The sequence below is a fragment of the Streptomyces flaveolus genome (assembly GCF_044765825.1).
Taxonomy (GTDB): Bacteria; Actinomycetota; Actinomycetes; order Streptomycetales; family Streptomycetaceae; genus Streptomyces; species Streptomyces flaveolus.
The window spans coordinates 108,451-133,876 of record NZ_JBIWKU010000010.1 but is presented as its reverse complement, the minus strand read 5'-3'; the positions used below and the strand labels follow the sequence as shown (position 1 = coordinate 133,876).

The 25,426-nt window shown below is 70.4% G+C and carries 20 protein-coding genes and 2 pseudogenes; 12 read left to right on the top strand and 10 right to left on the bottom strand.

Going from position 1 to position 25,426, the window contains the following annotated elements:
* The first annotated feature begins 147 nt into the window (after positions 1 to 147).
* The 9 genes and pseudogenes from ACIRG6_RS27720 (at position 148) to ACIRG6_RS27680 (ending at position 10,744) form a co-directional block, all read left to right on the top strand.
* The gene (locus ACIRG6_RS27720; protein WP_403324916.1) at positions 148 to 2,376 is read left to right on the top strand and encodes an MMPL family transporter; all 2,229 of its coding nucleotides are present in this window, start codon (positions 148 to 150) and stop codon (positions 2,374 to 2,376) included.
* A gap of 92 nt (positions 2,377 to 2,468) precedes the next feature.
* Positions 2,469 to 4,022 carry a streptophobe family protein gene (locus ACIRG6_RS27715; protein WP_403324915.1) on the top strand — a complete coding sequence of 518 codons (1,554 nt, stop codon included), beginning with the start codon at positions 2,469 to 2,471 and terminating at the stop codon, positions 4,020 to 4,022.
* A 71-nt stretch (positions 4,023 to 4,093) separates the two neighbouring features.
* The gene (locus tag ACIRG6_RS27710; RefSeq protein WP_364677642.1) at positions 4,094 to 4,840 is read left to right on the top strand and encodes a response regulator transcription factor; all 747 of its coding nucleotides are present in this window, start codon (positions 4,094 to 4,096) and stop codon (positions 4,838 to 4,840) included.
* Entirely contained in the window at positions 4,837 to 6,378 is a 1,542-nt protein-coding gene (locus tag ACIRG6_RS27705) for a sensor histidine kinase (RefSeq protein WP_364677643.1), read from the top strand. Before ACIRG6_RS27710 ends, ACIRG6_RS27705 begins: the two co-directional genes overlap by 4 nt.
* 175 nt (positions 6,379 to 6,553) lie before the next feature.
* Positions 6,554 to 6,685: pseudogene (locus ACIRG6_RS27700) on the top strand (ribbon-helix-helix protein, CopG family); the annotation flags it as partial.
* Positions 6,686 to 6,836: 151 nt separating this feature from the next.
* Positions 6,837 to 7,268: a hypothetical protein gene (locus ACIRG6_RS27695; RefSeq protein WP_364677646.1), complete on the top strand. Its 432-nt coding sequence runs from the start codon at positions 6,837 to 6,839 to the stop codon at positions 7,266 to 7,268.
* Positions 7,269 to 7,288: 20 nt separating this feature from the next.
* Complete coding sequence (locus ACIRG6_RS27690) at positions 7,289 to 9,640, top strand: hypothetical protein (RefSeq protein ID WP_364677648.1); 2,352 nt, start codon at positions 7,289 to 7,291, stop codon at positions 9,638 to 9,640.
* A 25-nt stretch (positions 9,641 to 9,665) separates the two neighbouring features.
* Positions 9,666 to 10,346 carry a hypothetical protein gene (locus ACIRG6_RS27685; RefSeq protein ID WP_364677650.1) on the top strand — a complete coding sequence of 227 codons (681 nt, stop codon included), beginning with the start codon at positions 9,666 to 9,668 and terminating at the stop codon, positions 10,344 to 10,346.
* A 152-nt stretch (positions 10,347 to 10,498) separates the two neighbouring features.
* Positions 10,499 to 10,744 carry a hypothetical protein gene (locus ACIRG6_RS27680; RefSeq protein ID WP_364677651.1) on the top strand — a complete coding sequence of 82 codons (246 nt, stop codon included), beginning with the start codon at positions 10,499 to 10,501 and terminating at the stop codon, positions 10,742 to 10,744.
* 121 nt (positions 10,745 to 10,865) lie between these two features.
* On the opposite strand, the gene ACIRG6_RS27675 is transcribed toward ACIRG6_RS27680, so the two are convergent.
* From ACIRG6_RS27675 to ACIRG6_RS27650, 6 genes and pseudogenes are all read right to left on the bottom strand, one after another.
* Positions 10,866 to 11,195 carry a putative quinol monooxygenase gene (locus tag ACIRG6_RS27675; protein WP_364677653.1) on the bottom strand — a complete coding sequence of 110 codons (330 nt, stop codon included), beginning with the start codon at positions 11,193 to 11,195 and terminating at the stop codon, positions 10,866 to 10,868.
* Positions 11,196 to 11,401: 206 nt separating this feature from the next.
* Positions 11,402 to 11,604, bottom strand: a pseudogene (locus ACIRG6_RS27670) (VOC family protein); the annotation flags it as partial.
* Positions 11,605 to 11,696: 92 nt separating this feature from the next.
* Positions 11,697 to 12,206, bottom strand: coding sequence for a nucleoside deaminase (locus ACIRG6_RS27665; protein WP_364677655.1), 510 nt, complete (start codon positions 12,204 to 12,206; stop codon positions 11,697 to 11,699).
* Between the two features lie 268 nt (positions 12,207 to 12,474).
* Positions 12,475 to 13,284: a xanthine dehydrogenase accessory protein XdhC gene (xdhC, locus tag ACIRG6_RS27660; protein ID WP_225631558.1), complete on the bottom strand. Its 810-nt coding sequence runs from the start codon at positions 13,282 to 13,284 to the stop codon at positions 12,475 to 12,477.
* 1 nt (position 13,285) lies between these two features.
* Positions 13,286 to 15,691, bottom strand: a complete 2,406-nt coding sequence (xdhB, locus tag ACIRG6_RS27655; RefSeq protein ID WP_403324914.1) for a xanthine dehydrogenase molybdopterin binding subunit — start codon at positions 15,689 to 15,691, stop codon at positions 13,286 to 13,288.
* Positions 15,688 to 17,163: a xanthine dehydrogenase small subunit gene (locus tag ACIRG6_RS27650; RefSeq protein ID WP_364820065.1), complete on the bottom strand. Its 1,476-nt coding sequence runs from the start codon at positions 17,161 to 17,163 to the stop codon at positions 15,688 to 15,690. The genes xdhB and ACIRG6_RS27650 overlap by 4 nt, the downstream gene beginning before the upstream one ends.
* Positions 17,164 to 17,856: 693 nt before the next feature.
* On the opposite strand from ACIRG6_RS27650, the gene ACIRG6_RS27645 reads away from it, so the two are divergent.
* A complete protein-coding gene (locus tag ACIRG6_RS27645; protein WP_403324913.1) occupies positions 17,857 to 18,915 on the top strand; it encodes a vWA domain-containing protein in 1,059 nt (352 codons plus the stop codon).
* Positions 18,916 to 18,960: 45 nt separating this feature from the next.
* Here the strand turns inward: ACIRG6_RS27645 and ACIRG6_RS27640 are convergent, their stop codons facing one another.
* The 3 genes from ACIRG6_RS27640 to ACIRG6_RS27630 all read right to left on the bottom strand — a co-directional run bounded on the left by ACIRG6_RS27640 (position 18,961) and on the right by ACIRG6_RS27630 (position 22,733).
* Positions 18,961 to 19,392: a YybH family protein gene (locus tag ACIRG6_RS27640; RefSeq protein ID WP_364677665.1), complete on the bottom strand. Its 432-nt coding sequence runs from the start codon at positions 19,390 to 19,392 to the stop codon at positions 18,961 to 18,963.
* A 198-nt stretch (positions 19,393 to 19,590) separates the two neighbouring features.
* On the bottom strand, positions 19,591 to 22,002 hold the full coding sequence (locus ACIRG6_RS27635; RefSeq protein WP_403324912.1) for a beta-N-acetylglucosaminidase domain-containing protein: 2,412 nt from the start codon (positions 22,000 to 22,002) through the stop codon (positions 19,591 to 19,593).
* A 146-nt stretch (positions 22,003 to 22,148) separates the two neighbouring features.
* A complete protein-coding gene (locus tag ACIRG6_RS27630; protein WP_364820058.1) occupies positions 22,149 to 22,733 on the bottom strand; it encodes an isochorismatase family protein in 585 nt (194 codons plus the stop codon).
* Between the two features lie 248 nt (positions 22,734 to 22,981).
* On the opposite strand from ACIRG6_RS27630, the gene ACIRG6_RS27625 reads away from it, so the two are divergent.
* Positions 22,982 to 23,650: a TetR/AcrR family transcriptional regulator gene (locus tag ACIRG6_RS27625; RefSeq protein WP_403324911.1), complete on the top strand. Its 669-nt coding sequence runs from the start codon at positions 22,982 to 22,984 to the stop codon at positions 23,648 to 23,650.
* 66 nt (positions 23,651 to 23,716) lie between these two features.
* On the opposite strand, the gene ACIRG6_RS27620 is transcribed toward ACIRG6_RS27625, so the two are convergent.
* The gene (locus tag ACIRG6_RS27620; RefSeq protein ID WP_403324910.1) at positions 23,717 to 24,631 is read right to left on the bottom strand and encodes an MBL fold metallo-hydrolase; all 915 of its coding nucleotides are present in this window, start codon (positions 24,629 to 24,631) and stop codon (positions 23,717 to 23,719) included.
* Positions 24,632 to 24,930: 299 nt separating this feature from the next.
* Here ACIRG6_RS27620 and ACIRG6_RS27615 point away from each other — a divergent pair, with 299 nt between their 5' ends.
* A complete protein-coding gene (locus tag ACIRG6_RS27615; RefSeq protein WP_403324909.1) occupies positions 24,931 to 25,392 on the top strand; it encodes a VOC family protein in 462 nt (153 codons plus the stop codon).
* Positions 25,393 to 25,426 lie beyond the last annotated feature (34 nt).

The following is a 25,426-nucleotide window of genomic DNA, read 5'->3' as shown; positions in this document are numbered from 1 at the left end:
CGACCTCGCCCGGGATCCGCCGCCCCGCCCTCGCCGTGGCGGCGGATCTCTCAGGGAACTCCCAGAATCTCTCCGGGTCCTTTCAGGCCGGGGTGACAGCGTCGGTGGCTGTTCCGATGAGCCTCGACCTGACTGGGAGCCCTTGCTGTGGCCACGTTCCTTTCCAGGCTGGGCCGGTTCTCCTTCCGGAGGCGCTGGCCGGTCGCGTTGCTGTGGGTCGTACTGCTCGTGGGCACGGGCGTGCTGGCCGGGAGGGCTCCCGCCCCGCCGCCGAACGACTTCTCGATGCCGGGCACGGAGGCACAGCAGGCGTACGACCTCCTGGAGGATGCCTTCCCCGAGCTGAACGCCGACGGCGCGACGGCCCGTGTGGTGTTCCGCGCCGAGGGCGGCCAGATCACCGACCCCGAGGCGAAGAAGGCCGTCCAGGAGACGGTCCGCGAGCTCGGGGACGGTCCGCAGGTCGTACGGGTCACCGACCCGTACGCCACCCGGTCCGTGAGCGCTGACGGCTCCACCGCGTACGCGCAGGTGTCGTACGAGGTGCCCGCCTCGCAACTGGAGGACGGCTCACGCGACGCACTGCAGGGCACCGTCGAGCACGCCGGCTCGCAGGAGCTGACCGTCGAAGTCGGCGGCAACGCGGTCAACGCGATGTCCGGCGGACACTCCTCGGAGGCCCTGGGCCTGGCCGTCGCCGCCGTCGTGCTCGTCATCACCTTCGGCTCAATCCTCGCCGCCGGGCTTCCGCTGCTCACCGCCGTCCTCGGAGTCGGCATCGGCGGCCTGGCGATCAAGGTGCTCGCGGAGCCGCTCGGCCTCGGTTCGACCACGAGCGGGCTCGCCACCATGATCGGTCTTGCCGTCGGCATCGACTACGCCCTGTTCGTGGTGTCCCGCTACCGCGCCGAACTCGCCCGGGGCAGGGACCGGGAGGATGCCGCCGCTCACGCGGTGGGCACCGCGGGGTCCGCGGTCGTGTTCGCCGGCCTGACCGTGATCATCGCCCTCGCGGGACTGGGCGTCGTCGGCATCCCGCTGCTGACACAGATGGGTCTCGCCGCCGCCGGCACGGTCGTCATCGCGGTCCTCATCGCCGTCACGCTGATCCCCGCGCTGCTCGGCCTCTGCGGACGCCGCATCGCTCCCGCCCGCCCCCGCCGCCGGGGCAAGAACGGCCGGCCGAATCCGGCCATGGGCGTGCGCTGGGCGCGGTTCGTCGTCCGGCGCCCGATCGCCGTCCTCCTGGGCGGGATCGCCGTGCTCGGCGCGATCGCTGTTCCCGCGACCTCCCTGGAGATGGGGCTTCCGGGAGATGAGTCCAAGCCCGCCTCGTCCACGCAGCGCCGTGCGTACGACCTGGTCGCCGACGGCTTCCGCCCCGGCTACAACGGCCCTCTGACCGTGGTCGTCCAAGCCGAGGGCGGAAGCAGTGCCCAGGAGACCGCCCGCGATGTCGCCGGGGAGATCCGCGCCCGGGAGGACGTCGCGGCGGTCGGACAGCCGAAGCTGAGCGAGTCGGGTGAGACGGCCGTCCTCTCGGTCGTGCCCGCGACCGCGCCGTCCAGCACCGAGACGGCCGACCTCGTGCACGCGCTGCGCGACCCGGCGGTCGCCGGTGAACACGACGCCCGCGTCCTGGTCGCCGGATCCACGGCGATGAACGTCGACGTCTCGCAGAAACTGTCCGACGCCCTCGTCCCGTACCTGGGACTCGTGGTCGGCCTGGCGTTCCTGCTGCTCATCGCCGTCTTCCGCTCCCTCCTCGTCCCACTCAAGGCGGCTCTGGGCTTCCTGCTCTCCGTCCTCGCCGGCCTCGGCGCGGTGGTCGCGGTCTTCCAGTGGGGCTGGCTGTCCTCGCTCTTCGGGGTCGCGGTACCGGGGCCCGTGATGTCGATGATGCCGATCTTCATGGTGGGCGTCGTCTTCGGACTCGCGATGGACTACGAGGTCTTCCTGGTGACCCGGATGCGCGAGGCGTACGTCCACGGGCAGTCGCCGAAGGACTCCGTGATCAGCGGCTTCGAGCACAGTGCCCGCGTGGTGACCGCCGCCGCCGTGATCATGATCTCGGTGTTCGCCGCCTTCATGGGCTCCGACGAGCAGATGCTCAAGACCGTCGGCTTCGGGCTCGCCGCCGCGGTCCTCTTCGACGCCTTCGTCGTCCGCATGGCGCTCGTCCCGGCGGTCCTGGCCCTGCTCGGCCGGCGCGCGTGGCGGCTGCCCCGATGGCTGGACCGCCTCGTGCCCGACCTGGACGTGGAGGGCGAGCGGCTTGAGCGGGACCGGAGCTACGCCATGACCGGCACTGCCGAGACGCCGTCCCAAGGCCCCGACAGCGTCGTCGAACCCGCGGGAACCGGCACCGGCCACTGAGCCCGTGCCGGGACCGGGGCCGAGAGCCCCGCCCGAGTCCAAGGGGCGGCGGCCCTCTCCCGCCGCCCCGTACCCCTCTCCCGTACCCCGTCATGTCGTCCACAGGAGCCTGCCCCATGTCCTCCGCTCCACCGTCCCTCCGTCCACCCGGCTCGCCCTGGCGCCACGCCCTTGAAGGAGCCCTTTCTGTCGCGACCGCCGTCCTGGCGATGACAGCCGCCGCATGGGCGGCGCTCACCGTCCTCGGCGCCGGAGCGATCGCCCCCGTCGCCCGCCTCGTGCCGACGATGGTGAGCATGGCCGTCGGCGGCGGCGTCACCGTGGAATCGACGCCCTCCGCCGGGTCCGACGGCGGCGGCGGGCTCGATGGCGGTCTGGGTGGCGGCCTCGGCGGGCTGCTCGGGGGACTGGGCGGCGGTAGTGGCGGCCTGAGCCTCGGCCTGACCGGTGAGGCAGCGGTGACGCCCCTGATGCTGACGTTCCTCGGCACGGCCGTCCTTGCGATCGGCTTCTTCCGGCCCCTGCGCCGACGGCGGCGGCCTGCCCCGGCGATGCTGTGGGCCCGGTGCGGCGGCGCGCTGGCGACGACGGCCGTGCTCCTCCCGATCCTGACCGGCACGGCCCAGGGCACGGCCCGGCTGCCGGAGAGGGTGACCGAGCGCTTCGGGAACGGGGCCTCGTCGGGAGCGTTCAGCCGGTTCGGAGGCGGAGGTCTCACCGAGGGGCTGTCGTCGGTGACGTTCGAGACCGACACCGCGGCGACCGTCTTCTTCGGTCTGCTGGGGGTCGGCGCCGTACTCGCCCTCGGCTGCCTCGCCGCCCGTCGTACGACCCTCCCACGCCCCCTCGCCCTCGGCCGCCCGCGCCTCAAGTGGCATGCCGTCACTTCCACCGTGACCGGGATCGGAGCCGTGCTGTGCTCCTCGGCCCTGGTCGTCGCGCTTCTGGCCGGGGCCGCGTCCCTGACCGGCCGGGACCAGGCGGCGAAGGCGGCGGGCCTGCTGCTGCTCCTCGGCCCCAACCTGATCGCCGTCCTGCTCACCGCCGGCCTCGGCGCCTCCTGGCAGGCCGGCATGCACCGGCTGCAGCCCGAAGGCGGTGGCGGTTTGCTCGGCATGCTCGGCGGCGCGGGCGCCGCTCAGGGCAACGCGGCGGGCACGGACAAGTCCCTCGACCTCGGCGGCTGGTCGGGCGCCGGCGTACCGGTGTGGCTGCTCGCCATGGCCCTCATGCTGCTCCTCCTGGTGATCGCGGGGTACGTGGCTTCCGCCCGCACTCCCGCCCGCACCCCGCGCGAGGACTCCGAGGCCCTGCTCGACCGCCACGCGGAGATCGCCCTGCGCACGGGCATCGCGGTGGGTGCCTCGGCCCTGCTGCTTCCTCTTCTCGCGCAGGGGTCGCTGCGGATCGGTGTCAGTCTCATGGGCAACGAGATGGGTGGCATGGCCGCGGGCCTGGAAGGCGGCCTGGGGCTGTCCGCGCTGACCGGATTCGTCCTGGCGGTCCTCGCCGCGTACGCCGGCAGCCGCTTGCACGGCCGACGGGCCCGGCGTTCGGGCCCCACCCCGCAGCGGCGCGGCACCACGGGCAGACGGTCGGCCGCCGCCCGACCTGCCCACCGCGTCCCGTCGGACGCGGTGTCGTGAGCTCCATGTGATCTCCTGAGAAGGCCCCTGTCAGCCCGGTCCCCACTTCAACAAAGGCGTCGATCCACACCATGGCGGCATCCGCACCTCCCCCGCACTCCGTGGGTCGCCCTGGCCGGCACCACCTGCTCGTCGTCGACGACGAGCCGACCGTCCGGGAACTTCTGCGCACCGCTCTGAGCTACGCCGGCTTCGACGTCGACGCCGCCGCAACCGGTCAGGAAGCCCTCGAACTGGCCGCGGCCCGCACGCCGGACCTCGTGCTGCTCGACGTGATGCTCCCGGACCTGGACGGCTTCGAGGTGATCCGCCGCCTACGGGCCCAGCCCCGCTCACCCCTGCCCGGCCGCGGCGGCGACGTGCCCGTCCTCTTCGTCACCGCACGCGACGCCCGCCAGGACCGCCTGAACGGCCTACGGCTCGGCGGCGACGACTACGTCACCAAACCCTTCGACCTCGAAGAACTGATCGCCCGCATCCACGCCGTACTGCGCCGCACCCGGGGCGAGCAGCCGGCCCGGATCGCCGTCGGCGACCTGACGCTGGAACCCGACAGCCACCACGTCACCCGGGCCGGCCGGACTGTGCACCTGTCCCCGACCGAGTTCCGCCTCCTGCACTTCCTCGTCGCCAACGCCGAACGGACCATGACGAAGAACCAGATCCTGGACGCCGTCTGGGAGTACGACTTCGGGGGCGACCCCAGCATCGTCGACACGTACATCAGCTATCTGCGCCGCAAGGTCGACAAGGGCGAGCCCAAACTGATCCACACCGTCCGGGGCGTCGGCTACGTGATCCGCGAGCCCCGGGCGTGAAGCGGGCCGCCCTGAGGCTGCCCGGACACCGACGGCTGCGCAGGCTGTCACTCCGCACCCGACTGCTGTGCCTGACCACAGCCCTGGTCGCGGTCGGTCTCCTCGGCACCGGCGTGATCGTCACCGCGGCCCTGCACGGCTACCTCCAGGACCGCGTCGACGACCGGCTCGTCCTCACCGGGCAGATCGCCGCCCGCCTCGCCCCGCCCGCCGGCACCGGGACCCCGCCCAGCGTGCAGGCCCTCAGCGTCCTCGGCGACACCACCGTGACCTATCTGGACGACGACGGCGCCACCCGCACGACGTTCGAGACGAGCACCGCGCCGCCGGGTGGCGGTCCCGAACTCCCGCCCCTGGACCGTGCGGCCGTCGTAGCCCACGGGGGCCGGCCCTTCACCGTGCCCGCGAAGGGCGGTGACCACGAGTGGCGGGTCATCGCCCTGACCCAGCCGGCGCAGGTGTTCCCGCCCGACAGGGCCGCGGGCGGGGGCGGTGTCGTCGTGGCCACCTCCCTCGACGAGGTCGACCGCACCGCCACCAAGACCCGCAACCTCTCCCTGACCGTGGGGGCCGTCCTGCTCGCCGTCCTCACCGTCGCCGGCTGGTTCGCCGTCCGCTCCGGGGTGCGTCCGCTGACGCGCATCGAGGAGACGGCGACCGCCATCACCGCCGGCGACTACTCCCACCGCGTCCCCGAACTGGCCGCCCCCCATACGGAGGTGGGGCACCTGACCACCTGCCTCAACCAGATGCTCGACCGGATCGACACCGCCTTCCAGGCCCGAGCCGAGGCCGAGGCCCGCACCCACCGCTTCTTCGCCGACGCCGGACACGAACTCCGCACCCCGCTCGCCGGCATCAAGGGCTACACCGACCTCTACCGGATGGGTGCCCTCCCCACCCGCGAGGACGTCGACCAGACGATGACCCGGATCGCCGCCGAGTCCGAACGCCTCACCCGCCTGGTGGAGGAGATGTTCCTCATGGCCCGCCTTGACGAGGACGCGGTCTCCGACCGAGAACCGGCCCTCGCCCTCGACCTCGCCCCCATGGACCTGCGCACCCTGGCCGCCGACGCCCTCCACGACGTACGCGCCCTGGACGTCTCCCGCCCCGTCACCCTCACCGGCCCCGGCGGCGGAAGACCCGCCACCGCCCCCGCCGTCGCCGACGAGGCCCGCCTGCGCCAGGTCGTCACCAACCTCATCGGCAACGCCGTCACCCACACCCCGCCCGGCACCCCGATCCGCATCGGCGTCGGCACCGTGGACGACCGGGCCGTCCTCGAAGTCTCCGACGAGGGCCCGGGCCTCACCCCCGCCGAACGCGACCGCGTCTTCGACCGCTTCTACCGAACCGACGACTCCCGCGCCCGCACCACCGGCGGCTCCGGCCTCGGCCTCGCCATCGCCCACGCTCTCGTCACCGCCCACAACGGCCGCCTCACCCTCGTCACCACCCCCGGCCAGGGCTGCACCTTCCGCATCGAGCTCCCGCTGCCCGACGCGTCACAGCCAGAGGCGGGCGGCAGAGGGTAAGGCGTCGGCCGTGTCACCACCTGCGATGTGGTCCGAAGACGGTGCGCCTTGACGCTCGGGTGACGCTCGAAGCGGAAGTCTCCGCTGCACCGCCGCAGGCGGTGCGAGCCGCCATCCTCGGCCCACGTTTCCAGGTGACGCGGCTCGACAGCGCTCGTGTGATACCGGTCAGGTGGAGGGTCGCAGCAAGCAGGAGCTTGCCATCGAGGCCATCCGTGACGCCCAGCACCGGGCCGAGCTGAAGGTCGACGACGTCCTGGCCGAGCTGATGGACAGCGATGCGGAGATCCTGGACTACCTGAAGTGACCGACGTGCGCTACCTCCAGATCGACGAGATCCTGGCCATCGCCCGCACGGTCAACGGTACGGCCGGGTGATGATAGAAGGGACAGGTGATCAGGTCGGTGGCCGCGCGAATACGGTGGAGTGGCCTGCCCGGATGGACTTGGGGGAATTCATGACGTTCGAGCAAGAATGGGCCGAACTGCGCGCGGCGGCGGCCGAGCGCACCGCGATGCAGATCGACAGCATTCCGGCCGAAGGCGGCGGAGGTGGCGGCGGCGGACAGGACCTGGTGGTCAATCGGGACGACCTCGGCGCCATCGGCAGTGACGCGTACGACCTGCTGGGCCGGCTGGGGAAGGAGGGCGACATCGCCCGTGCCTCCACGTTCGACGCGGCGACGGCGCTGACCAACGGGAACTTCGTGAGCGGTTCGGCCGTGATGAAAGTGCATGATTTCTGGCAGACGCACCTGAAGACGCTGTTGGACGCCTGCGGGCAGATCTCGAATCACCTTGATTACAGCAAGGCTCGGCACGCCGAGGACGAGGCGAAGATCGAGGGCGATCTGACGCGGATATCCGTGCTTACGGAATACATGAAATAGGGCTCGGGGGAGCGCGGAACATGCTGAAGTACGAGGACATCATCGACGCCCCGGTGGCGAAGCTGAAGGCCGCCGCCGACGACTGGTCGGAGATGGCGGGGAAGCTGGACAAGCTCGCCACCGACGCCGCCGACGGGATGAAGACGAAGGCGGACAAGGCGTCCTGGGAGGGCGTCAACGCAGGTGTCACCAAGGCGTTCATCGGCAAGACGGCCAAGGAGTTCGCGGACGCCGCGGCCGAGGCCAAGGGTGTGAAGCTGATCCTCGAAGAGGGTCACGCGGCCATCAAGAAGGCCAAGGACGACCTGGTCAACATCCGGGACCACGAGGGGCCCGCGGCCGGCATCCGCGTGGACGGCAAGGGCAAGGTCACCGCGAAGAACCCGCTGTCCGAGATCCCCGCGGCGCGGCACGACCCCGACTACAGCAGTCTTCTCCAGGAGGAGAAGAAGAACATCGAGTCGTGGCAGAAGAGGATCGACCTCATCGTCGACAACTGCAACGACACCGACGTCGCCCTGAAGAACACCCTCGAGGCCAACGTCACCGACCGCAAGGACTTCAGCGCTCCGACGTACACGAAGCTGGACCAGGAGGAGGCCGCCCGCGCCGCCGCCCTGGCGGCCAAGGGCCGGGACATCACGCACACGGAACTTCAGCAGCTCAACGAGCTGCTGAGGGACAACAGTTCGTCGGTGGACTTCTCCAAGAGCTTCTACGAGAAGCTCGGCCCCGAGAAGTCGCTCGCGTTCTTCGGCCAGCTCTCCACGGACACGTACGAGTACGGCAAGGTCGACAAGGAGCGCCTCAAGGACGTCCAGGAGCTCCAGAAGAACCTGGGCCTCAACCTGGCCACCGCCTCCCACGACAAGGAATTCACCGACAAGTGGGGTCCGGAGCTGCGCAAGTTGGGTACGGAGCGCATTCCGCTGGCCAAGCACGACTACGGCGGGCCGTTCGGATACCAGTTGCTCGGCGGGATCATGCGGTACGGGAACTACGACGCGAAGTTCCTCAACCCGATCGCCGAACACGTGGCGCAGCTGCATCAGAAGGACCCGTACATGTTCGCCGACAACAAGGTGGTGAACAGTCCGTTCAAGAACCCGTTCAACCCCTCCGGCGTGAACGGAGCCGGCTACGACCCGGCCACCGCCATGCTGGAAGCGCTCGGCAACAGTCCGGAAGCGGCGAAGAAGTTCTTCACCGACCCCCCGACCGCGTACAACGAGGACGGCACGGTCAACCACGGCGCCACGGCCGACCTCGGAAAGAACAAGGACGGCGAGGCGATCGACAACTACCTCGACTTCTTCGGCAACGAGAAGTGGGAGTCCTTCCCCGACGTCAACTCGCTCGACGAGAAGGAGCTCAAGGCGTCGCTCGACCAGATGCCCGACGCCCTCGGCCATGCCCTGGAGGCAGCGACCCTCGGCTACCCGGCCGGGCACCCGGACGCCGGCGTGGTGCGGGACGAGGACAACGCCGCGGTCATGCAGAAGGTCATGGAGAAGTACGCCGCGGACCCGGGGCTCCTCAAGGAGCACCACGAGGCGATGGCCGACAGCCTGGGCGTCATGGGCGCCGGCTACATCGACGACATCAACTGGGCGCTGGACAAGAACGATCCGGACAGCGTGTTCGCGCCGGGCAAGAACCCGGACGGGCACCTCGACTTCGCGGACACCGCGGACGGGAACGGGCGGAGCGTCGTCCGGGGCTTCCTCAGCACCCTGGGTCAGCACCCGGACGCCTACGCGACGGTCTCGACCGCGGAGCAGGTCTACACCCGCAGCGCGCTGGAAGAGACCGTGGGCCCGAACGGAAAGATCGACGACGAGGGCGCCGCCAGGGCGACCGTGCGCGTGGGCGCCGAGGTGCAGGGCATGCTCGACCAGTCCCGGGCCGACCAGGTGGAGGCGACCAACCTCAAGACCCACGAGGACTACGAGAAGGCGGTCGCCAAGCGGGCGGGCTGGGTCGAGTTCGGGGCCGCGGCGGGCATCGCGGCGGGCGTCGCCTTCCTGCCCGCGACCGCGGCCGTGGGCACGGCCGCGGTGCTCATCCCGCTGGCGACCGACACCGCCAGTGGTGCGGCCGAACAGCTCATCGGCCAGATGGTCGGCGACATCTCCGACAACTCGGTGGACGAGCACAAGGAGAAGCTGGAGGAGCTCACCAGGGAGGAGAAGACCAAGATCTACTCCGCCGGCGAGGGCATGGCCGAGGCGCCGATGGAGGAGTTCCTGCGGCACAACGGCGTGGACCCCAACAGCAAGTTCGGGCAGGACCTGCGCGAATCGATGCTGATCGGCTACGGGGTCGGCAACGACCGGGAGAACCAGCAGGGCAACGACCCGGAGACCGGCTGAGGCCGGCGGCCGAGGAGACGTGAGGATGCGGATAGTGATCAGTCGTAGGCCGGTGCGCTTCGGACTCCTTGCCACGGCCGTGGCCGGCTCGTTGTGTCTCGGGGTCGCCGGTTGTGGTGGGGACGGAGACGAGGAGGCGGCCGACAAGGCTGTGGCGGGGACGCAACTGTGCGGTGGCGATGCCGTGTCCGCCCAGGCGTCCAAGGCGCTGAAGGTGATCATGGGGTCGTCGCGGTTCGGGGCGACGGGGGAGAAGTCCACCGTCGCGCAGGCCGCGACGGACCTTGTCGCGGCTTTTCCGGCCCCCACCGGGGGACGCGACGACGTCTGCCGCATCTACACGGCCGACGGTACGCCGGATTTCGCGGTCCGGGTCACCTGGCGGCTGGATGACGGCAACTCGACGGGAACTCCGGCCCCGGATTTCACCGTGCTGAAGATGGGGGAGCGCACCCTGGCCGCGGCGAACAGGGCGTCGGTCCTGTTCGCGTGCCGGAGTGACAAATTCCCCAACAGGATGAATGAGGCCCTCGTCGACATCGGCGTGGAGCGCTGGGGCATGCCGACGGAGGACGAGGACAACGTCGAGGCGTTGAAGGACGCCTACGCGACCGTGGCCCATTCCTTCTCCTTGGCCATGGCCAAGGAGCTGGGCTGCGAGAAGAACGGCGGGCTCCCCGACCGGCCGGTGCTGGATCCCGCGTAGCCGTCGGCGTATGCGGAGACGACCATGATCAGGCGGCCCCTCCTCTCCGGGGGAGGGGCCGCCTGCTGCATGCGGTGCGCCACGGACCAGCGCGGGCCGCAGTGCCTTCGCTCTGCCCCCTTCAGCCTTCCGCGGCCGTCGGCTCCGAGACCGTGTCCAGCAGCGAGGACTTCGGTGCCTTCGGAACGGCGCTCGGCGCGCCGTCGGTGTACTGGACGTTCGGCGGACTCGGCCCGGGCGCCTTCGCCGGCGCCGACCTCCTGACGGACGGCATCCCGCCGGAGATCCCCCACAACCGCTCGCCGCTGCTCGCGCCGGTCCCCGAGCCGACCCTCGAACCGGGCGTGCGCTGCCTGCTGCCGGCCGCCACGTCCTGGCTGGGCCCCGACCGGAAGTGAGAGCACGGCCTCACCCTGGTTCGGCACACGAGGGTGGAAGTACGCCGCCTGGATGGACAGGCGGAAGGGGCGGAAGCCCGTACGGCCGGTTTCCGCCCCTTCGGTGATGCCGTGCCCCGCGTCAGCCTTCGTCGACGGCCATCTCGCCGAGCAGCGACCAGTCGTCCTGGGGCACCTTCACGTTGACGATCCTGGGGGTCTCGGCGAGGTGGGGCGGCAATGTCTGCTGCGCCGCCTTGAAGTGTGCCGAGCCCACGTGCGCCGCACCGGCCTCGTCGTCCCGGAAGGCTTCCACCAGAACGTACTCCGCCGGGTCCTCGAGGCTGCGGGACCAGTCGAACCACAGGCATCCCGGCTCGGCGCGCGTCGCGCGGGTGAAATCCTCCACCACCTCCGGCCACCGGTCGGCGTGCTCGGGAAGGACACGGAACTTCACGGTGATGAAAATCAAGGGTCTGCTTCCTTCGTCGTTCGGTGCGGGGGCACGGGGTGAGCCGCTCGCACAGGTCGTTGCAGGAGCCGACGAGGTGGCCGACGAAGTCGATCTCGGCGGAGATGATGTCGATGGTCGGGACGTCGTTGTTCTCACCGTAGCCGACCACGTGACGATCGCCCGCCCGGAAGCCCGGGCGGGCGTTGCGTCGGCGGATACCGGGGTCAGGACGGTGCGATCCACTCGACGAACTGGACGATCACGCCGTTGGGGTCGGTGACCTGGACGAGGCGTTCGCCCCAGGGCTCTTCGCGCAGCTGCATGGTGATCTCGACGCACTCGGCGCGCAGCCGCTTCTCCTCGTGGTCGATCCGGTGCCGGTGAAGGCGAGGATCAGGCCGGCAGCGCGCTGGTCACGTGGGGCGGCGGCGGAGGGGGAGGGGTTCGTCGGCGCGGGCGGCGGTGATGTGCGGGGTCACCGCTGCCCGGGCGCGCGGACGGGCTGCCGTTGACGCCGGGTCAGTAGTCGACGCGGTCGGACTTGGCCAGCCACGCGTCGAACGGGGCCGTACGGTTCGGCAGGTCCAGGTGCTCGACGCGCGTCGGCCACATCGACTGCGGCTTCTTGTCGAACAGGTCGTAGAACTTGCGGTCGTCGAAGCCGGCCACCGCGGCGTCGTGCCGGTCGGCGGAGTAGACGATCCCGTCGACGCGCGCCCACAGCGCGGAGGACAGGCACATCGGACACGGCTCGCACGAGGTGATCAGCACGCAGCCCTCGAGCGAGAAGGTGTTCAGCTCCTTGCAGGCGGCACGCAGCGCGCTCACCTCGGCGTGCGCCGTCGGGTCCAGGGTCGCGGTGACCTGGTTGTTCCCGAGCGCGACGACCTTCCCCTCCTTGGCGACCAGTGCGCCGAACGGGCCGCCGCCGTTCCTCACGCTGTTGGTGGCCAGGCTGATCGCCTCTTCCATCCAGGCGCGCTTGAGGTCCTGGATGCTCGCTTCTTGGGTGTGCGCGGTCACGGTCACTCCTTCTCGGACACGGTGGGGGCTTCCCCGGATGCTCCGCCCCATGCGGGGCACCGCCGCATCTCTCGGGCTTCACAATTCATCGGCATGCGAAGAGCGGCTGTGTGAGGAGTACACAGCCAGCGATGGGGCGTCAGCTAGGGGTGGAAAACATGAAAACCCCGCAGGCAGGGACCGGCACTTCGTAGACTCCTACAAGGCCGGTCCGCCGTCGTCCCTGTTGCTTGACTCGAGGTCCGGGCCGGCCGGCACCGATCACCGGAACCGCTCAGCGGCCGTCCTGTTCGAAGGTCCGGAGCAGGTCCGCAGCGACGCTCACCGCGATCGTGGCGGGCTCCTTGCCGGTGATCTCGGCCAGTCCGATCGGGGTCTTGATCCGGTCGATGGTGGCGGCGTCGTGGCCGCCCTCGGTGGCCAGGCGGTGCCGGAACCGCGTCCACTTGGCGGCCGAGCCGATCAAGCCGATCGAGCCGAGACCGGCGGTGCGCAGGGCGGCGTCGGCCAGCGCGGCGTCCTCCGCGTGGTCGTGCGTCATGATCAGGACGTGGGTGCCCGGCGCCAGCTCCTCGAGCACCTCCTCCGGAAGCAGCGGCGTGTGGTGCACGTGGATCTGCGCCACCGCGTCCGCCAGCACACCGAGCCGTTCGTCGGTGAGCATGTCGGGGCGGGTGTCGATCAGGTGCAGATCGAGGTGGTGGCGGGCCAGGATGCGGGCCAGCTCCAGCCCGACGTGACCGACGCCGAACACCGCCACCGCCGGTACCACCGGCAGCGGTTCGAGCAGGACGGTGACGGCGCCGCCACAGCATTGGACGCCGTGCCGGTTGGTGACCTTGTCGTTGAGCTTGAACTCCATCAGCTCCGGCTCCGCGTCGTGCTTGCCGATCAGCTCACGGGCCCGGTCGATCGCGACCGCCTCGATGTTGCCGCCGCCGATCGAACCCCACGTCTCGGACGGACCCACGACGAGCTTGGCGCCGGCCTTGCGCGGGGCGTGACCGCGCACGGCCGCGACGGTCACGAGCACGCCGGCTTCCCGGCGGGCTCGCAACCGCGCGACCGCGGCCACCCAGGTCATGTCAGGCATTGCTCAGGGCACTGGTGCCGGTGGAGACCTCGCTGCCCTCACGGGCATCGCCGTCGACCCGGGCGCCCCCCTTGCGGGCGGCCTCGATCGCCCAGTACACGGCCTCCGGAGTCGCCGGGGAGGCGAGCTCCAGGCTGATACCGGCCGGCCCGAACGCCGCGGCGGCCTGCCGCAGCGCCTCGCGCACCGAGAACGCCAGCATCAGCGGAGGCTCACCCACCGCCTTGGACCCGAACACCGCGCCCTCTTCGGTGGCGTTCTCCAGCAGCGTGACGTTGAACTCCTCGGGCATCTCCGAGAAGCTCGGCAGCTTGTACGTGCTCGCCGCCTGGGTCAGCAGCCGGCCGCGGTTCGGGCCGTCGCTGGTGTCCCAGCGCAGGTCCTCCAGCGTCAGCCAGCCCGCGCCCTGCACGAATCCGCCCTCGACCTGACCGATGTCGATCATCGGGGACAGGCTGTCGCCGACATCGTGCACGATGTCCACCCGCCGGATGCGGTACGCGCCGGTGAAGCCGTCCACCTCCACCTCGGTCGCGGCGGCGCCGTGGGCGAAGTACTTGAACGGCGAGCCCCGGAACGTCTTCGCGTCCCAGTGCAGCCCCTCGGTCCGGTAGAAGCCGGCCGCCGACAGCTGCACCCGCTGGAAGTACGCGGTGTGCACCAGATCGTCCCAGGCCAGCTCCTTGTCGCTGCCCAGGGCGCGCGCGACGCCCTCGACGATGCGTACGTCCGAGGCGTTCGCCCCCAGCTGGGAGGCGGCCACCTGGAGCAGCCGCTCGCGCAGCTGCTCGCACGCGTTCTTCACCGCGCCGCCGTTGAGGTCCGCCCCGGAACTGGCGGCGGTGGCGGAGGTGTTGGGCACCTTGTCGGTGCGCGTCGGGGCGAGGCGCACCTTGTGCAGCGGGATGCCCAGCGTGGTCGCGGCCACCTGCAGCATCTTGGTGTGCAGGCCCTGGCCCATCTCGGTGCCGCCGTGGTTGATCAGGACCGAGCCGTCCTTGTAGATCAGCACCAGCGCGCCGCCCTGGTTGAAGGCGGTGAGGTTGAACGAGATGCCGAACTTGATGCCGGTGACCGCCAGCGCCCGCTTGGTGTGCGGGTGCGCGGCGTTGAAGGCGGCGATCTCGCGCTTGCGGTCGGCGATGCCGGCCTTGTCCAGCACCTGCTGCCAGACGGTGGAGATCCGGTCGGGCTGAGTGACCGGCTGTCCGTACGGCGTCGTCTGGCCCTGGCCCGGCTGGTAGAAGTTGCGCTCCCGCAGCTCCATGGGGTCCAGGCCGAGCAGCGGCGCGCAGCGGCCCAGGATGTCCTCGATCACCAGCATGCCCTGCGGCCCGCCGAAGCCGCGGAAGGCGGTGTTGGAGACCGTGTGGGTCCTGGCGATGCGACCGGCGACGCGCGCGTGGGGAATCCAGTAGGTGTTGTCGATGTGGCACAGCGCGCGGGCCAGCACCGGCTCGGACAGGTCCAGGCTCCAGCCGCCGTCGGCGACCAGGGTGGCGTCCAGGGCCTGGATACGGCCGTCCGCGTCGAAGCCGATCTTCCACGTGGCGTGGAAGCCGTGCCGCTTGCCGGACATGGTCAGGTCCTGCGTCCGGTTGAGCCGGAACCTCACCGGCCGGCCGGTGAGCTTGGCGCCGAGCGCGGCGATGGCCGCGAACCCGTGCGGCTGCATCTCCTTGCCGCCGAAGCCGCCGCCCATGCGCAGGCACTGCACGGTGACCTCGTGGGAGGGCACGCCGAGCACGTGCGCGACGATCTCCTGGGTCTCCGACGGGTGCTGGGTGCTGCTCTGGATGAACACCTGCCCGTTCTCGTCGACCTGGGCCAGCGCCGCGTGCGTCTCCAGGTAGAAGTGCTCCTGGCCGGAGAACTGGAACTCCCCGGTGAACACGTGCGCCGAGTCGGCGAAACCGGCGTCGATGTCGCCGGCCTCCATCACGGGCTGGGCGCCGTGGTAGCTGCCCGCCGCGATGGCGTCCTGGAGCGTGACCAGGGAGGGCAGTTCGTCGAGTTCCACCTCGACGGCCGCCGCCCCGAGCCGGGCCGCCTCCAGGGTCTCGCCGAGCACCCAGGCCACTGCGTGGCCGTGGAACATGACCTCGTCGGGGAACAGCGGCTCGTCGTGCTTCATGCCGGCGTCGTTGACACCGGGCACGTCGGCCTTGGTCAGCACGCGCACCACACCGGGCACGGCGAGCGCCGGCTCGGTGCGGAGCGCGAGGATCTGGCCGTGGGCCTTCATGACCTGGACCGGGTAGGCGTGCAGCACGTCCTTGGTGCGCTGGACCAGGTCGTCGGTGTAGAGCGCGGTGCCGGTGACGTGCAGGCCGGCGCTCTCGTGCGGCATGGAGACGCCGACGACGGGCTTCTCGGGTCGCTCGGACAGATGGCTCATGACGACACCGCCTCACGGGTCTGTGCGTACAGCTTCAGCAGGCTCTGGCCGAGCATCGCGGCGCGGTAGTCGGCGCTGGCGCGGTGGTCGTTCATCGGCGTGCCCTGGGCCCGCAGCACCTGCGCCGCGGCCTCGACGGTCTCCGTCACCCACGGCTTGCCCTCCAGGGCCGCCTCGGTGGCGAGGGCGCGGATCGGGGTGGCGGCCACGCCGCCCAGGCCGATGCGTGCCTTGCGGACGACGCCGTCCTCGATGTCGAGCGCGAACGCGACCGCCACGCTGGAGATGTCGTCGAAGCGCCGCTTGGCGATCTTGTGGAAGGCCGTGACGGGCGACAGCGGCAGCGGGATACGCACCGCGCGGATCAGCTCGCCGGGACGGCGCACGCTCTGCCGGTAACCGGTGAAGTAGTCGGCCAGCGGGACCTCCCGCTCACCGTCGGCGTCGGCGAGCACCAGCGACGCCTCCAGCGCGAGCAGCACCGGCGGGCTGTCACCGATGGGGGAGCCGGTACCCAGGTTGCCGCCGAGGGTCGCGCTGTTGCGGATCAGCCGGGACGCGAACTGCGGGAACAGCTCCGCCAGCAGAGGCACGTCGCCGTCGAGGCGCCGTTCGATCTCGGTGAGCGTCTGCGCCGCCCCGATCTCGATGTGATCGGACTCGACGCGCAGTTCCCGCAGTTCGGGCAGCCGGTCGATGGCGACCACGCAGTCCGCGCGGCGGGAGCGGATGTTCACCTCGACGCCCCAGTCGGTGCTGCCGGCGACCACCACCGCGTCGGGCCGCTCGCGCAGCAGCCGGACCGCCTCGGCCAGGGTGCCCGGCCGCACGAACGCGCTGTCGCCCTGCGTGTATTCGGTGGCGACCGGCTCGGGCGGGGACTGCTCGCGGCGCCGCGCCAGCGGGTCGTCCTCGGTGGGGGCACCGACGGCGAATGCGGCATCGCGAATCGGGCGGTAACCGGTGCAGCGGCACAGGTTTCCGCTCAGCGAGTGCAGGTCGAAACCGTTCGGGCCGTGCTCGGCGTCGGTGCCGCCGGCCGCGTCGGCGTCCGTGTCCGCGTGTGCGCAGCGGTCGGGCCGGTAGTACTCGGCGGCCATGCTGCACACGAACCCCGGCGTGCAGTAACCGCACTGCGAGCCGCCGCGGACCGCCATCTCCTCCTGCACCGGGTGCAGCGCGGGCGGCGTACCGGGTTCACCGGGGGTGGCGAGGCCCTCGGAGGTGACGATCTCCTGACCGTCGAGGGACGCGACCGGAACCAGGCAGGCGTTGACCGCCACCCAGTCGGTGGGCTTGTTCACCCCGGGGCGCGCCACCAGGACCGAACACGCGCCGCATTCGCCCTCGGCGCAGCCTTCCTTGGTCCCGGTGAGGCCACGCTCGCGCAGGAAATCCAGGACCGTTGTCCGGGGTGCGGCCGGGGAAATCGGTGTGCTCTTCCCGTTGACCGTGATCCGTGCCTCTACCATGGCACATCCTCATTTCGGAGCGCGGTCGTACAGATTATGCTCGTCGCCATTTCAGGGGCTTTCTCTTTCGGTGGCGCAGCTGAAGCGTGAGAATCCCGTCCGGAAATCAGCGCGCGAGGGCGCGCCGGGGGCGGGTGAAGAGATCAGAAGGCACCGGGGCCGTGAATCCGGCACGCCGGGAAGAATCGGCTGTTCAGCAGCCGTGTGCGACGCGACCCGGGACCCAGACGGTCCGCTGCGCGAGGCGATGCAGGTCGGAGATGATCGACATCCGACTTCGCCTCCTTCCAGCAGCTCACGAGTCGGTCCGGTCGAAAATACGGTGCCGCGGGCCTGTCGGTCAAGGCCCGACTGCCGGCCGGCTTCCGCCGCGGTCCCGCACAGGGCGCGAGCCGCCCTTCGCGGGACGGCCGGGCACGTCCGGCCCGTGGTCACCGGACACCCGCTCCGCAGAACTCAGCCTCGCATTTACGAGGGCTATCGGGCGCATTCCATCGCAGATGCGGTGCGTCGGCGAGGAATTTCCGGGCGCATTTTCCACGCCCGTAATAGGCCGCGGCCACTCGCGTGACGCGCCCGGCGGCGGACGGGCGGCCGGGTGGGAGGCGGGTGATCGTGTGTCAGACGGCGTTGTCAGTGCCTCCCCCTAGTGTTCGAGCATCAGTCGGGGAGCCTCGGAGAAGGAGCAGAACCATGTCCGCCAACAGGATCCAGCACAAGGTGAATCACGTCGCGCTGGTCGTGGACTGTTCGGGTTCCATGCGTCAGCACCAGAGCCAACTCATCCGCGTCGTCGACGAGTTCGTGGCCGGCCTGAAGGCCGAGTCGGACAGCCTCGGCCATGAGACCCGGATCAGCCTCTACTCCTTCGACCACCGGGTGGAGAACCTGGTCTGGGACATGGACGTGAAGCACCTGCCGTCCATGCGGGGCCTGTACAAGGTCAACAACGGCGCCACGGCCCTGATCGAGGCGTCCCTCAAGTCCCTGGACGACCTGGGACACATCTGGGAGGAGTACGGCGAGCACAGCTTCCTCCAGATCGTGGTGACGGACGGCGAGGAGAACGCCTCCGGCGGCGACCGGCGGCACGACGGTGACATGACCATCCTCGGCCCCTGGCTCGACAGGATCGCGGCGAAGATGAGCGGACTGCCGGGCCACTGGACCTCCGCGATCCTCGTCCCGAACTCCCTGGCCAAGCGCACCGCACAGAACTACGGCTTCCCGGCCGGCAACATCGCCATCTGGGACGCGGACTCCCAGAAGGGCGTCGAGGAGGCGATCGGCACCGTGCGGGCCGCCGCCACCAGCTTCCTGAGGGGCCGCGAGCAGGGCGTGCGCGGCACGAAGAACCTGTTCGCCGTCGGCCAGGACATATCCGTCGACGACGTGCGGGCCAACCTCGAACCGATCCCGGCCGACAAGTACCGGCTCCTGAAGGTCGACAAGGAGATCGAGATCCGCCCGTTCGTCGACTCGCACCCGGGAGTCACCTACGAACGCGGCTCCTGCTACTACCAGTTGGGCGCCCGCGCCCAGGTCCAGCCCAACAAGGAGGTCATCGTGGTCGAGAAGGACACCGACCGCGCCTACACGGGGGACGCGGCACGCAGCCTCCTGTTCGGCACGGGCATCCAGGGAACCGTCTCCGTGAAGGCGGGCAACAACCCCAAGCTGGAGGTGTACGTGCAGAGCCGCTCGGTGAACAGGAAGCTCAAGCCGCAGACACGCCTGCTCATCATGCTCTGACAGCCGGGGAGAGCAAGGGGGGAAGGACGCAGTTGGCGCTCCGGCTCACCTGTCCGGCGGGAACCAGGCCTGGAAGTTCTCCGGATCGATCGGCACGGAGATGTGCTCGTTCGTGATCAGCCACCTGCCGTCCGACCGTCTGAGACCGACGCTGGAGCGCACCCAGATGCTCATGCGGACCCCGTTCCTGCGCGTGCCGGAGTCCAGGTGGAGCATGTGCGCGAAGGCGAGGTCCCCGTCACCGCTCGCGACGGTCAGCGCGTGCGTCTCCAGGCCGATCGGGCCCTCGTAACCGTCGAACCACCGCAGGAAGTTGCGGCGGACCTCCTCACGGCCCGTGAACTGGAGCGGAGGAACGACGTCGTAGTAGACGACGTCGTCGGAGTAGAGGGACATGAGCCGGTCGATGTCCTTGGTCCGACAGGCCTCGACGCGCTCTTCCAGCAGCGCCTCGATGTCGGTTTCGTGCGACGTCATCGCATCCTCCTCGAGAAGTGGGCCCGCGGTCGGTCACCCCTACGACGAGACAGCCCCGCGGAGTGTGAGGCCGCCGCCCCGTCCCGTCACGCACAGGATCTACCGCGACGCCGCAAACCCCTCCCGGCTCGTCCTGCCGTTCACCACGGCCACGGCGCGTGCCCCGTCGCAGGAGGACGACGGGGCACGCGCCGTGCGTCAGGACGCGGGGGCTCCGTAGACGCCCATCTCGTGGATCGAGTAACCCCACGTGGTCCTCCGCTCGACGCCCTGCATGCGGACGTACCGCACCGCCTCCGTGGCGGGGAGCCGGACGACGTCGTTGCCGCAGCCGTCGGGGCGCTGGGTGGACGCGGTGGTCCAGTGCACGCCGTCCCGCGAGGTCTGGACGGTGTACTGCTTGGCGCAGGCGCTCTCCCACGCGAGGGTCACCGCCGCGACCCTCGCCGGGGCGGCGAGCTCGACCTGCACCCACGCGTCGTCCGAGTAGCCGGAGGCCCAACGGGTGCCCAACAGCCCGTCGTTGACGTACCGCGGGGCCAGCCGGTCGAGGTTCTGCTCCACGCTGGACGCGGACGCCGTCCCCTTCAGGGCCAGGTTCTCCCCGCCGCCCGCGGCGTCCCACAACTGGAGCCGGACGTCGGCCTGCACGAGGAAGGCGTCGAGCACTCCGTCGCCGACCTTGGGCTGGACCTTGCCCCAGGAATTGCGCGGCGGGTCGACCCGCACGGCGCGGGCCCGCCGCTGGAGGTCGTTCGACTCGGCGAGGAGCCGGCCGGAAGCAGCCTCGTCCCCGGCCTGCCGCGCCGCGAGGGCGTCGAGCATCGTCACCATCGCCCGGCCCCACAGCTCCGTCGCGTCCAGCCAGGGGCCCGCGTCGACGGTGAAGCCCTTCTCCACCGCACCGCCGCGGATGGTGGCCGGGGCCTCGGCGACGGCCCTCGCACAGGCGCGCAGGGCCGTGAGGGCCTCGGCGCGGTCTCCCGTGTCCCAGGCCGTCCAGAACCGCTGGACGCGCCGGGCGAGTTCGGGTGCCTGCGGCTGCCAGGGCGTGGCGCCGAAGGTCGGGGCCAGGTGCTCCAGGTCGCCGAGGACCAGCAGCGCGTCGGTGGCCTCGCGGTCACCGCCCGCGAGGTGGGCCATGGCGCGCGGCCAGCTCGTGCGCGCGTCGTAGGCACGGTCGTTCCAGGTGAAGTCGGCAGTGCCGAAGACGGCGACCTTGCTGGCGTACGGCTGGTTCATGGGGTTGGCCACGATGCCGGAGAGGTGCGAGGACAGCCCGGCCTCGCGCTTGTCGTACGGCGCGAGCAGCAGCCGGCCGCTGGTGTTGCCGAAGTCGTTGACCGGATAGTTGTCCCACACGAAGACCTTGCGCCCGAAGAGCTTCGACACCCGGTCGGCCTCGTCGACGGTGATCTTCGGCGGTACGACGTCCGTGCCGGTCCACATCACCACGACCGCGGGGGCCAGGGTGTTCCGCATGGTCTGCTTGTAGGCGGTGTCGGTGAGGTCGCCGTACTCGGTGGGCACCATCTGGAGCGGCCGGGTGCCCTCGTGGGTGGCGACGAAGGTGCGCTGCACGTCGTTGAGCAGGTCGACCTGGGCCTTCGCGGCGGCTTCGCGGCCGGGTTCGCCGAACGCCGTCCGGTCGCCCTCGCAGTTCCAGCGGGTGTAGCTGATGTCGTCGAGCGGGATGGAGAAGGCGCGGGTCCCCAGGTCGTACAGCGCCTGCAGCTTGGCCTTGAGGGCCGCGCGGTCGGCCGGGTCGGAGTAGCAGATCGACTCTCCGGGGGAGACGGCGAAGGTGAAGCGCACGTGGTTGGCGGTGGCCCGGTCCACCAGCTCGCCCAGCTCCGCCAGTTTGTCCGCCGGGTAGGGCTCGCGCCACTTGCCCCGGTGGTAGGGGTCGTCCTTGGGCGCGTAGATGTAGGTGTTGGCCTTGACGTCTCCGTAGAAGTCCATCTGGTCGAGGCGCTCCGCGTGGGTCCACGGCTGTCCGTAGAAGCCCTCGATGGTGCCCCGCAGCGGCATCGACGGGAAGTCGCCGACCCGCACGCCCGCCACCGCCCAGCCGTCGCCCGCCCGGACGAAGAGCTGACGCAGCGTCTGCACGGCGTAGAACTGGCCGGCCGCGTCCGTGCCGGCCAGGGTGACCCGCGCGCCGGGCCTGGCCCCCGAGACGTGCAGGGCGTAGCCCTCGGCGTGGTCCGGTACGGCCGTGTCCCCGAGCGCGGCCTCGATGTCGGGCCGTGTGGCCGGGCCGAGCCGCAGGGTGAGCAGGCCGGCGGCGGCCGCGGGGAGCTTCCCGGGGGCGACGACGTCCACCCGGTCGGCGCCGTGTGCCTTCAGTTCCTCGACGAGGCGGGCGAGGGCGGCGGCGTCCGTGTCCTCGCCGGCCACGACGAGCACCCGGCCGGTCACGACGGCGTCCCGGCCCGCGCGGGTGAGGGACTGCGGGGTCGGCGAGACCGGCGGCACCGCGGACGCCCCGGACGCCGCGCGGGGAGCGGCGTCCGGGGCGGCGGCGACCGGCAGCGCGTCGAGCGTCATGGCGCTTGCGAGTGCGAAGATCGTGCCGATCGTGGCGATGGCGCTCGCGCGTCTTCCCATGAGATCTCCCAACATGGTCTGGACCATCAACTGGGTGGTGTTCTCATGATGATGAGGGGGCGCGCGGGACGAAGGTAAGACGTATGGGGTCTAGACCTCTCTGTCGATCACCTTTACTCTGGCCAACGCTCGCCGGGCGTGGCGGACTACTTCAGTCCTGCGAGCGAGGGGACGACGATGCCGTACCGGTCGGTGATCGTCGCGAGGGCGCCGTCGTGGACCTGCCGGGCGGTCAGCGACGTGCCTCCCGCGTGCATGGTCTGCAGGGGCCGCGTCGCACAGGCGTCGGCGACGACGGTGGGCTGGTTGCCCCGCAGGGACGCGCCCTCCGCCGTGAACAGGACGCACATGTTGGTCATGAACCCGGCGATGATGACGTCGCTGTTCCCGGCGGCGTCGACATGCTTGCCCAGGTCCGTGTTGTGGAAGCCGTTCGGGACGTCCTTGACGACGACGGTCTCGCCCTCGACCGGCGCGACGCTCTCGTGGATCTGTCCGGCCTCGGACTCCACGTCGTAGCCCGCCTCCTGGACGTGGATGACCGTCGCGCCGGCCCGGCGGGCCGCGGCCAGCAGCCCGGCGGCGGCTTCCAGCGCGGGCTTCCAGCCGTCCAGCTCCATCACGCCGCCGGTGTAGACGTTCTGGTAGTCGACCAGGATGAGGGTCGCGCTGCCGAGCGACGCGGGCGTCTCGTCGGCGCCGGTGAGTGCTCGCAGAGTCGTCGTAGCCATGAACTAACCACCTAAAGATCGAAGAGGCTGGCGCTGTCCGCGGCATGCGGACGTCCAGGTGAACCGAACGTGACGCGAGTGATTCCTGGGGCCCTCGGAGCGGATGCGGCTCGGGCCCTCTCTGTGTGATCAACGCTAACACGTGGCGTGAGCGCCGTGAAGCGCGATGCTGGCAACGTGGTGTTATGACGGGAAAAAGGGCAGCTCCCAGGCGTTAGCGATGCTTTCGTAGCTGTTACCATCGAGGCATGTCGACGGCACGAGAGCGCATCCTGGCTGCCACCGAGGAACTGCTCGCGTCAAAGGACGCGCTGGCCATCTCGACCCGGGCCATCTGTGAACGGGCCAAGGTCGGTATGCCCGAGATCTATCGCCAGTTCGGCGACAAGCAGGGACTGCTCACCGCGGTCGCGTGCATCGGTTTCGAGCGTTTCCTCGCGAACAAGCGCCGCAACCCGATGACCGACGATCCGGTGGCCGACCTGCGCACGGCCTGGGACAGTCATGTCTCGTTCGCCCTGGAGAACCCGCATCTGTACCGGTTGATGTTCACGCCGGCCCCGGATGCCGGGCCGCCGGCGATCGAGGAGGCCAGGGCCCTGCTTCTGTCGGCCCTGGAGCGCTGTCATGCCGCCGGCCGGCTGCGTGCGCCCCTGGAGCTGGCAGGTCAGTCGATCCTGACGGCCAACGTCGGCGTGTGCCTGATGGCCCTCTCTTTTCCCGTGCTCTACGGCGCTCCTGAGATTTCTCGCTCCGTACGGGAAGCCGTGATCGGAGCGCTCACCGGGGACGAGCGCGAGGACACGCGGATCGCCGACGGGATCGTCCTCGCTCAGGCACTGGTCGGCACCCTCACCGGGACCGCGCCCGTCGGCGGCGACGTCATCGAGAGCCTGGCTCGAGAGCTTTCCCCGTGACGGCGGCGGTGCGGCGCGCTGCCGGCGCCGTTTCGGTGAGGGGCAGGGTGGATCACCACCGCTTCCTCAGGACAGGTCCTTCTTCTGTCCCGCCGGTTCCACGTCGACGAGCTTGTCGGCGACGCCCTGGTCCCGGAAGGCTTTGACGAGGGACTTGATGTCTTCGGAGTAGATGTCCCAGCTGTCGGTGTGGACCGGGACCACCCTGCGGGGGTCGAGGTCCTTCGCCACCAGCGCGGCGTTCTTCGAGGTGAGCGTCAGCGGGGCGTTGTCGAGGATCGCGGGCGTGCGGGCGGCACCGGCGAAGAGGACGGCCGTGTCGATGGGACCGATGTCCTTCTTGATGCGATCGCCGACCTCCTTGGCGACCTTGACCGAGGCGTTGTCGCCGGAGATGTAGGTGGTCGGGACTCCCTCACCGCTCAGCACGAACCCGGTCACCTCGCCGTCCACCCCGCGGTCGACCCCGTCGGGACCGTGCAGTGCGGGCACGGCGGTGACCTTGATGATGCTGCCCGAGGCCTTCAGTTCGTGCTCCTCCCAGCTCTTCAGGGGGGTGATGTGGTCACCGAGACGCTTGTGCGCGCCGGGCGTGGAGAGCACGACCGGCACGTCCGCGAGGAGTTCACGGCCCTTGCCGTCGAGGTTGTCGTCGTGCTGGTCGTGGGAGAGCAGGACGGCGTCGATCTTGCCGAGCTTGTCCGGGCCGAGGGCCGGGGCCTTCGTCTTGGACATGCCGGACTTGTACTTCTTGGGGGAGTCGAAGGTGGGGTCGATCAGGATGCGCTGACCGGCGATCTCCAGGACGGCGGTCGGTCCGCCCACGTGGGTGAGGGTGAACGCGTCGGCGCCCGCGGGCGTCGAGCCGGCGGACGGTGTCTTCTTCGTTTCGTCGTCAGCGGTGGCATTGCCGCCGCATGCGGCGAGGAGCGACACGCTCGCCGCGGCTGCGGCGGTACGGAGGAGCGTCCAACGGTTCATCGGTACGGCCATCTCTCTCGTCTTGCGGACAGTCGGGCACCCGGCGAGGGCAGGCCCCAGGATTGTTTTCGACGCTAACATGATTTGTAATCAGCGACAACGTCAGTCCCGATGCGGGGAGTTGCACGTCTTGGAGAAGCCCAGCTGAGAGCCGTTAGCACCGTTATGGCGAACGGCTCGGCCGGACCGCTCGTGTCGCTTTCCGGGAAGCGGACCGCATCTGACCGCAAGGGGTGTCAGGGTGGGCTCGACGGGCCGGACGAACCCGGCCGGAACCTCACTGCGAACGGAGCAACCCGATGAGCCGTCACTTCCAGGTCACCTTCGACGCCCACGACCCCCGGGCGCTGTCGAGCTTCTGGCGTGACGTCCTGGGCTACGTCCACCCCGGGCCGCCCGGAGTCGACGTGCCCGAGGGCACCGACCCGCTGGCCGCGTGGGACGACTTCCTCGCGCGGGCAGGCGTACCGGAGGAACAGCGCAACAGCAGATCGGCCATCGAGGACCCGGACGGGAACGGTCCGCGGCTGTTCTTCCAGCAGGTCCCGGAGGACAAGACCGCCAAGAACCGGGTCCACCTCGACGTCCGGGCGGCCCCCGGACTCCAGGGCGAGGAGCGGATGGCGGCGCTGGAGGCCGAGTGCGAGCGGCTCGTCGCGCTGGGCGCGACGCGGGTCCGCCGCTTCGAGCCCGAACCCCCCATGAGCACCGGCTTCATCGTGATGGCCGACCCCGAGGGCAACGAGTTCTGCCTGGACTGACGCGGGTCTCGTCCCGGCGATGGAGCTGGACTTC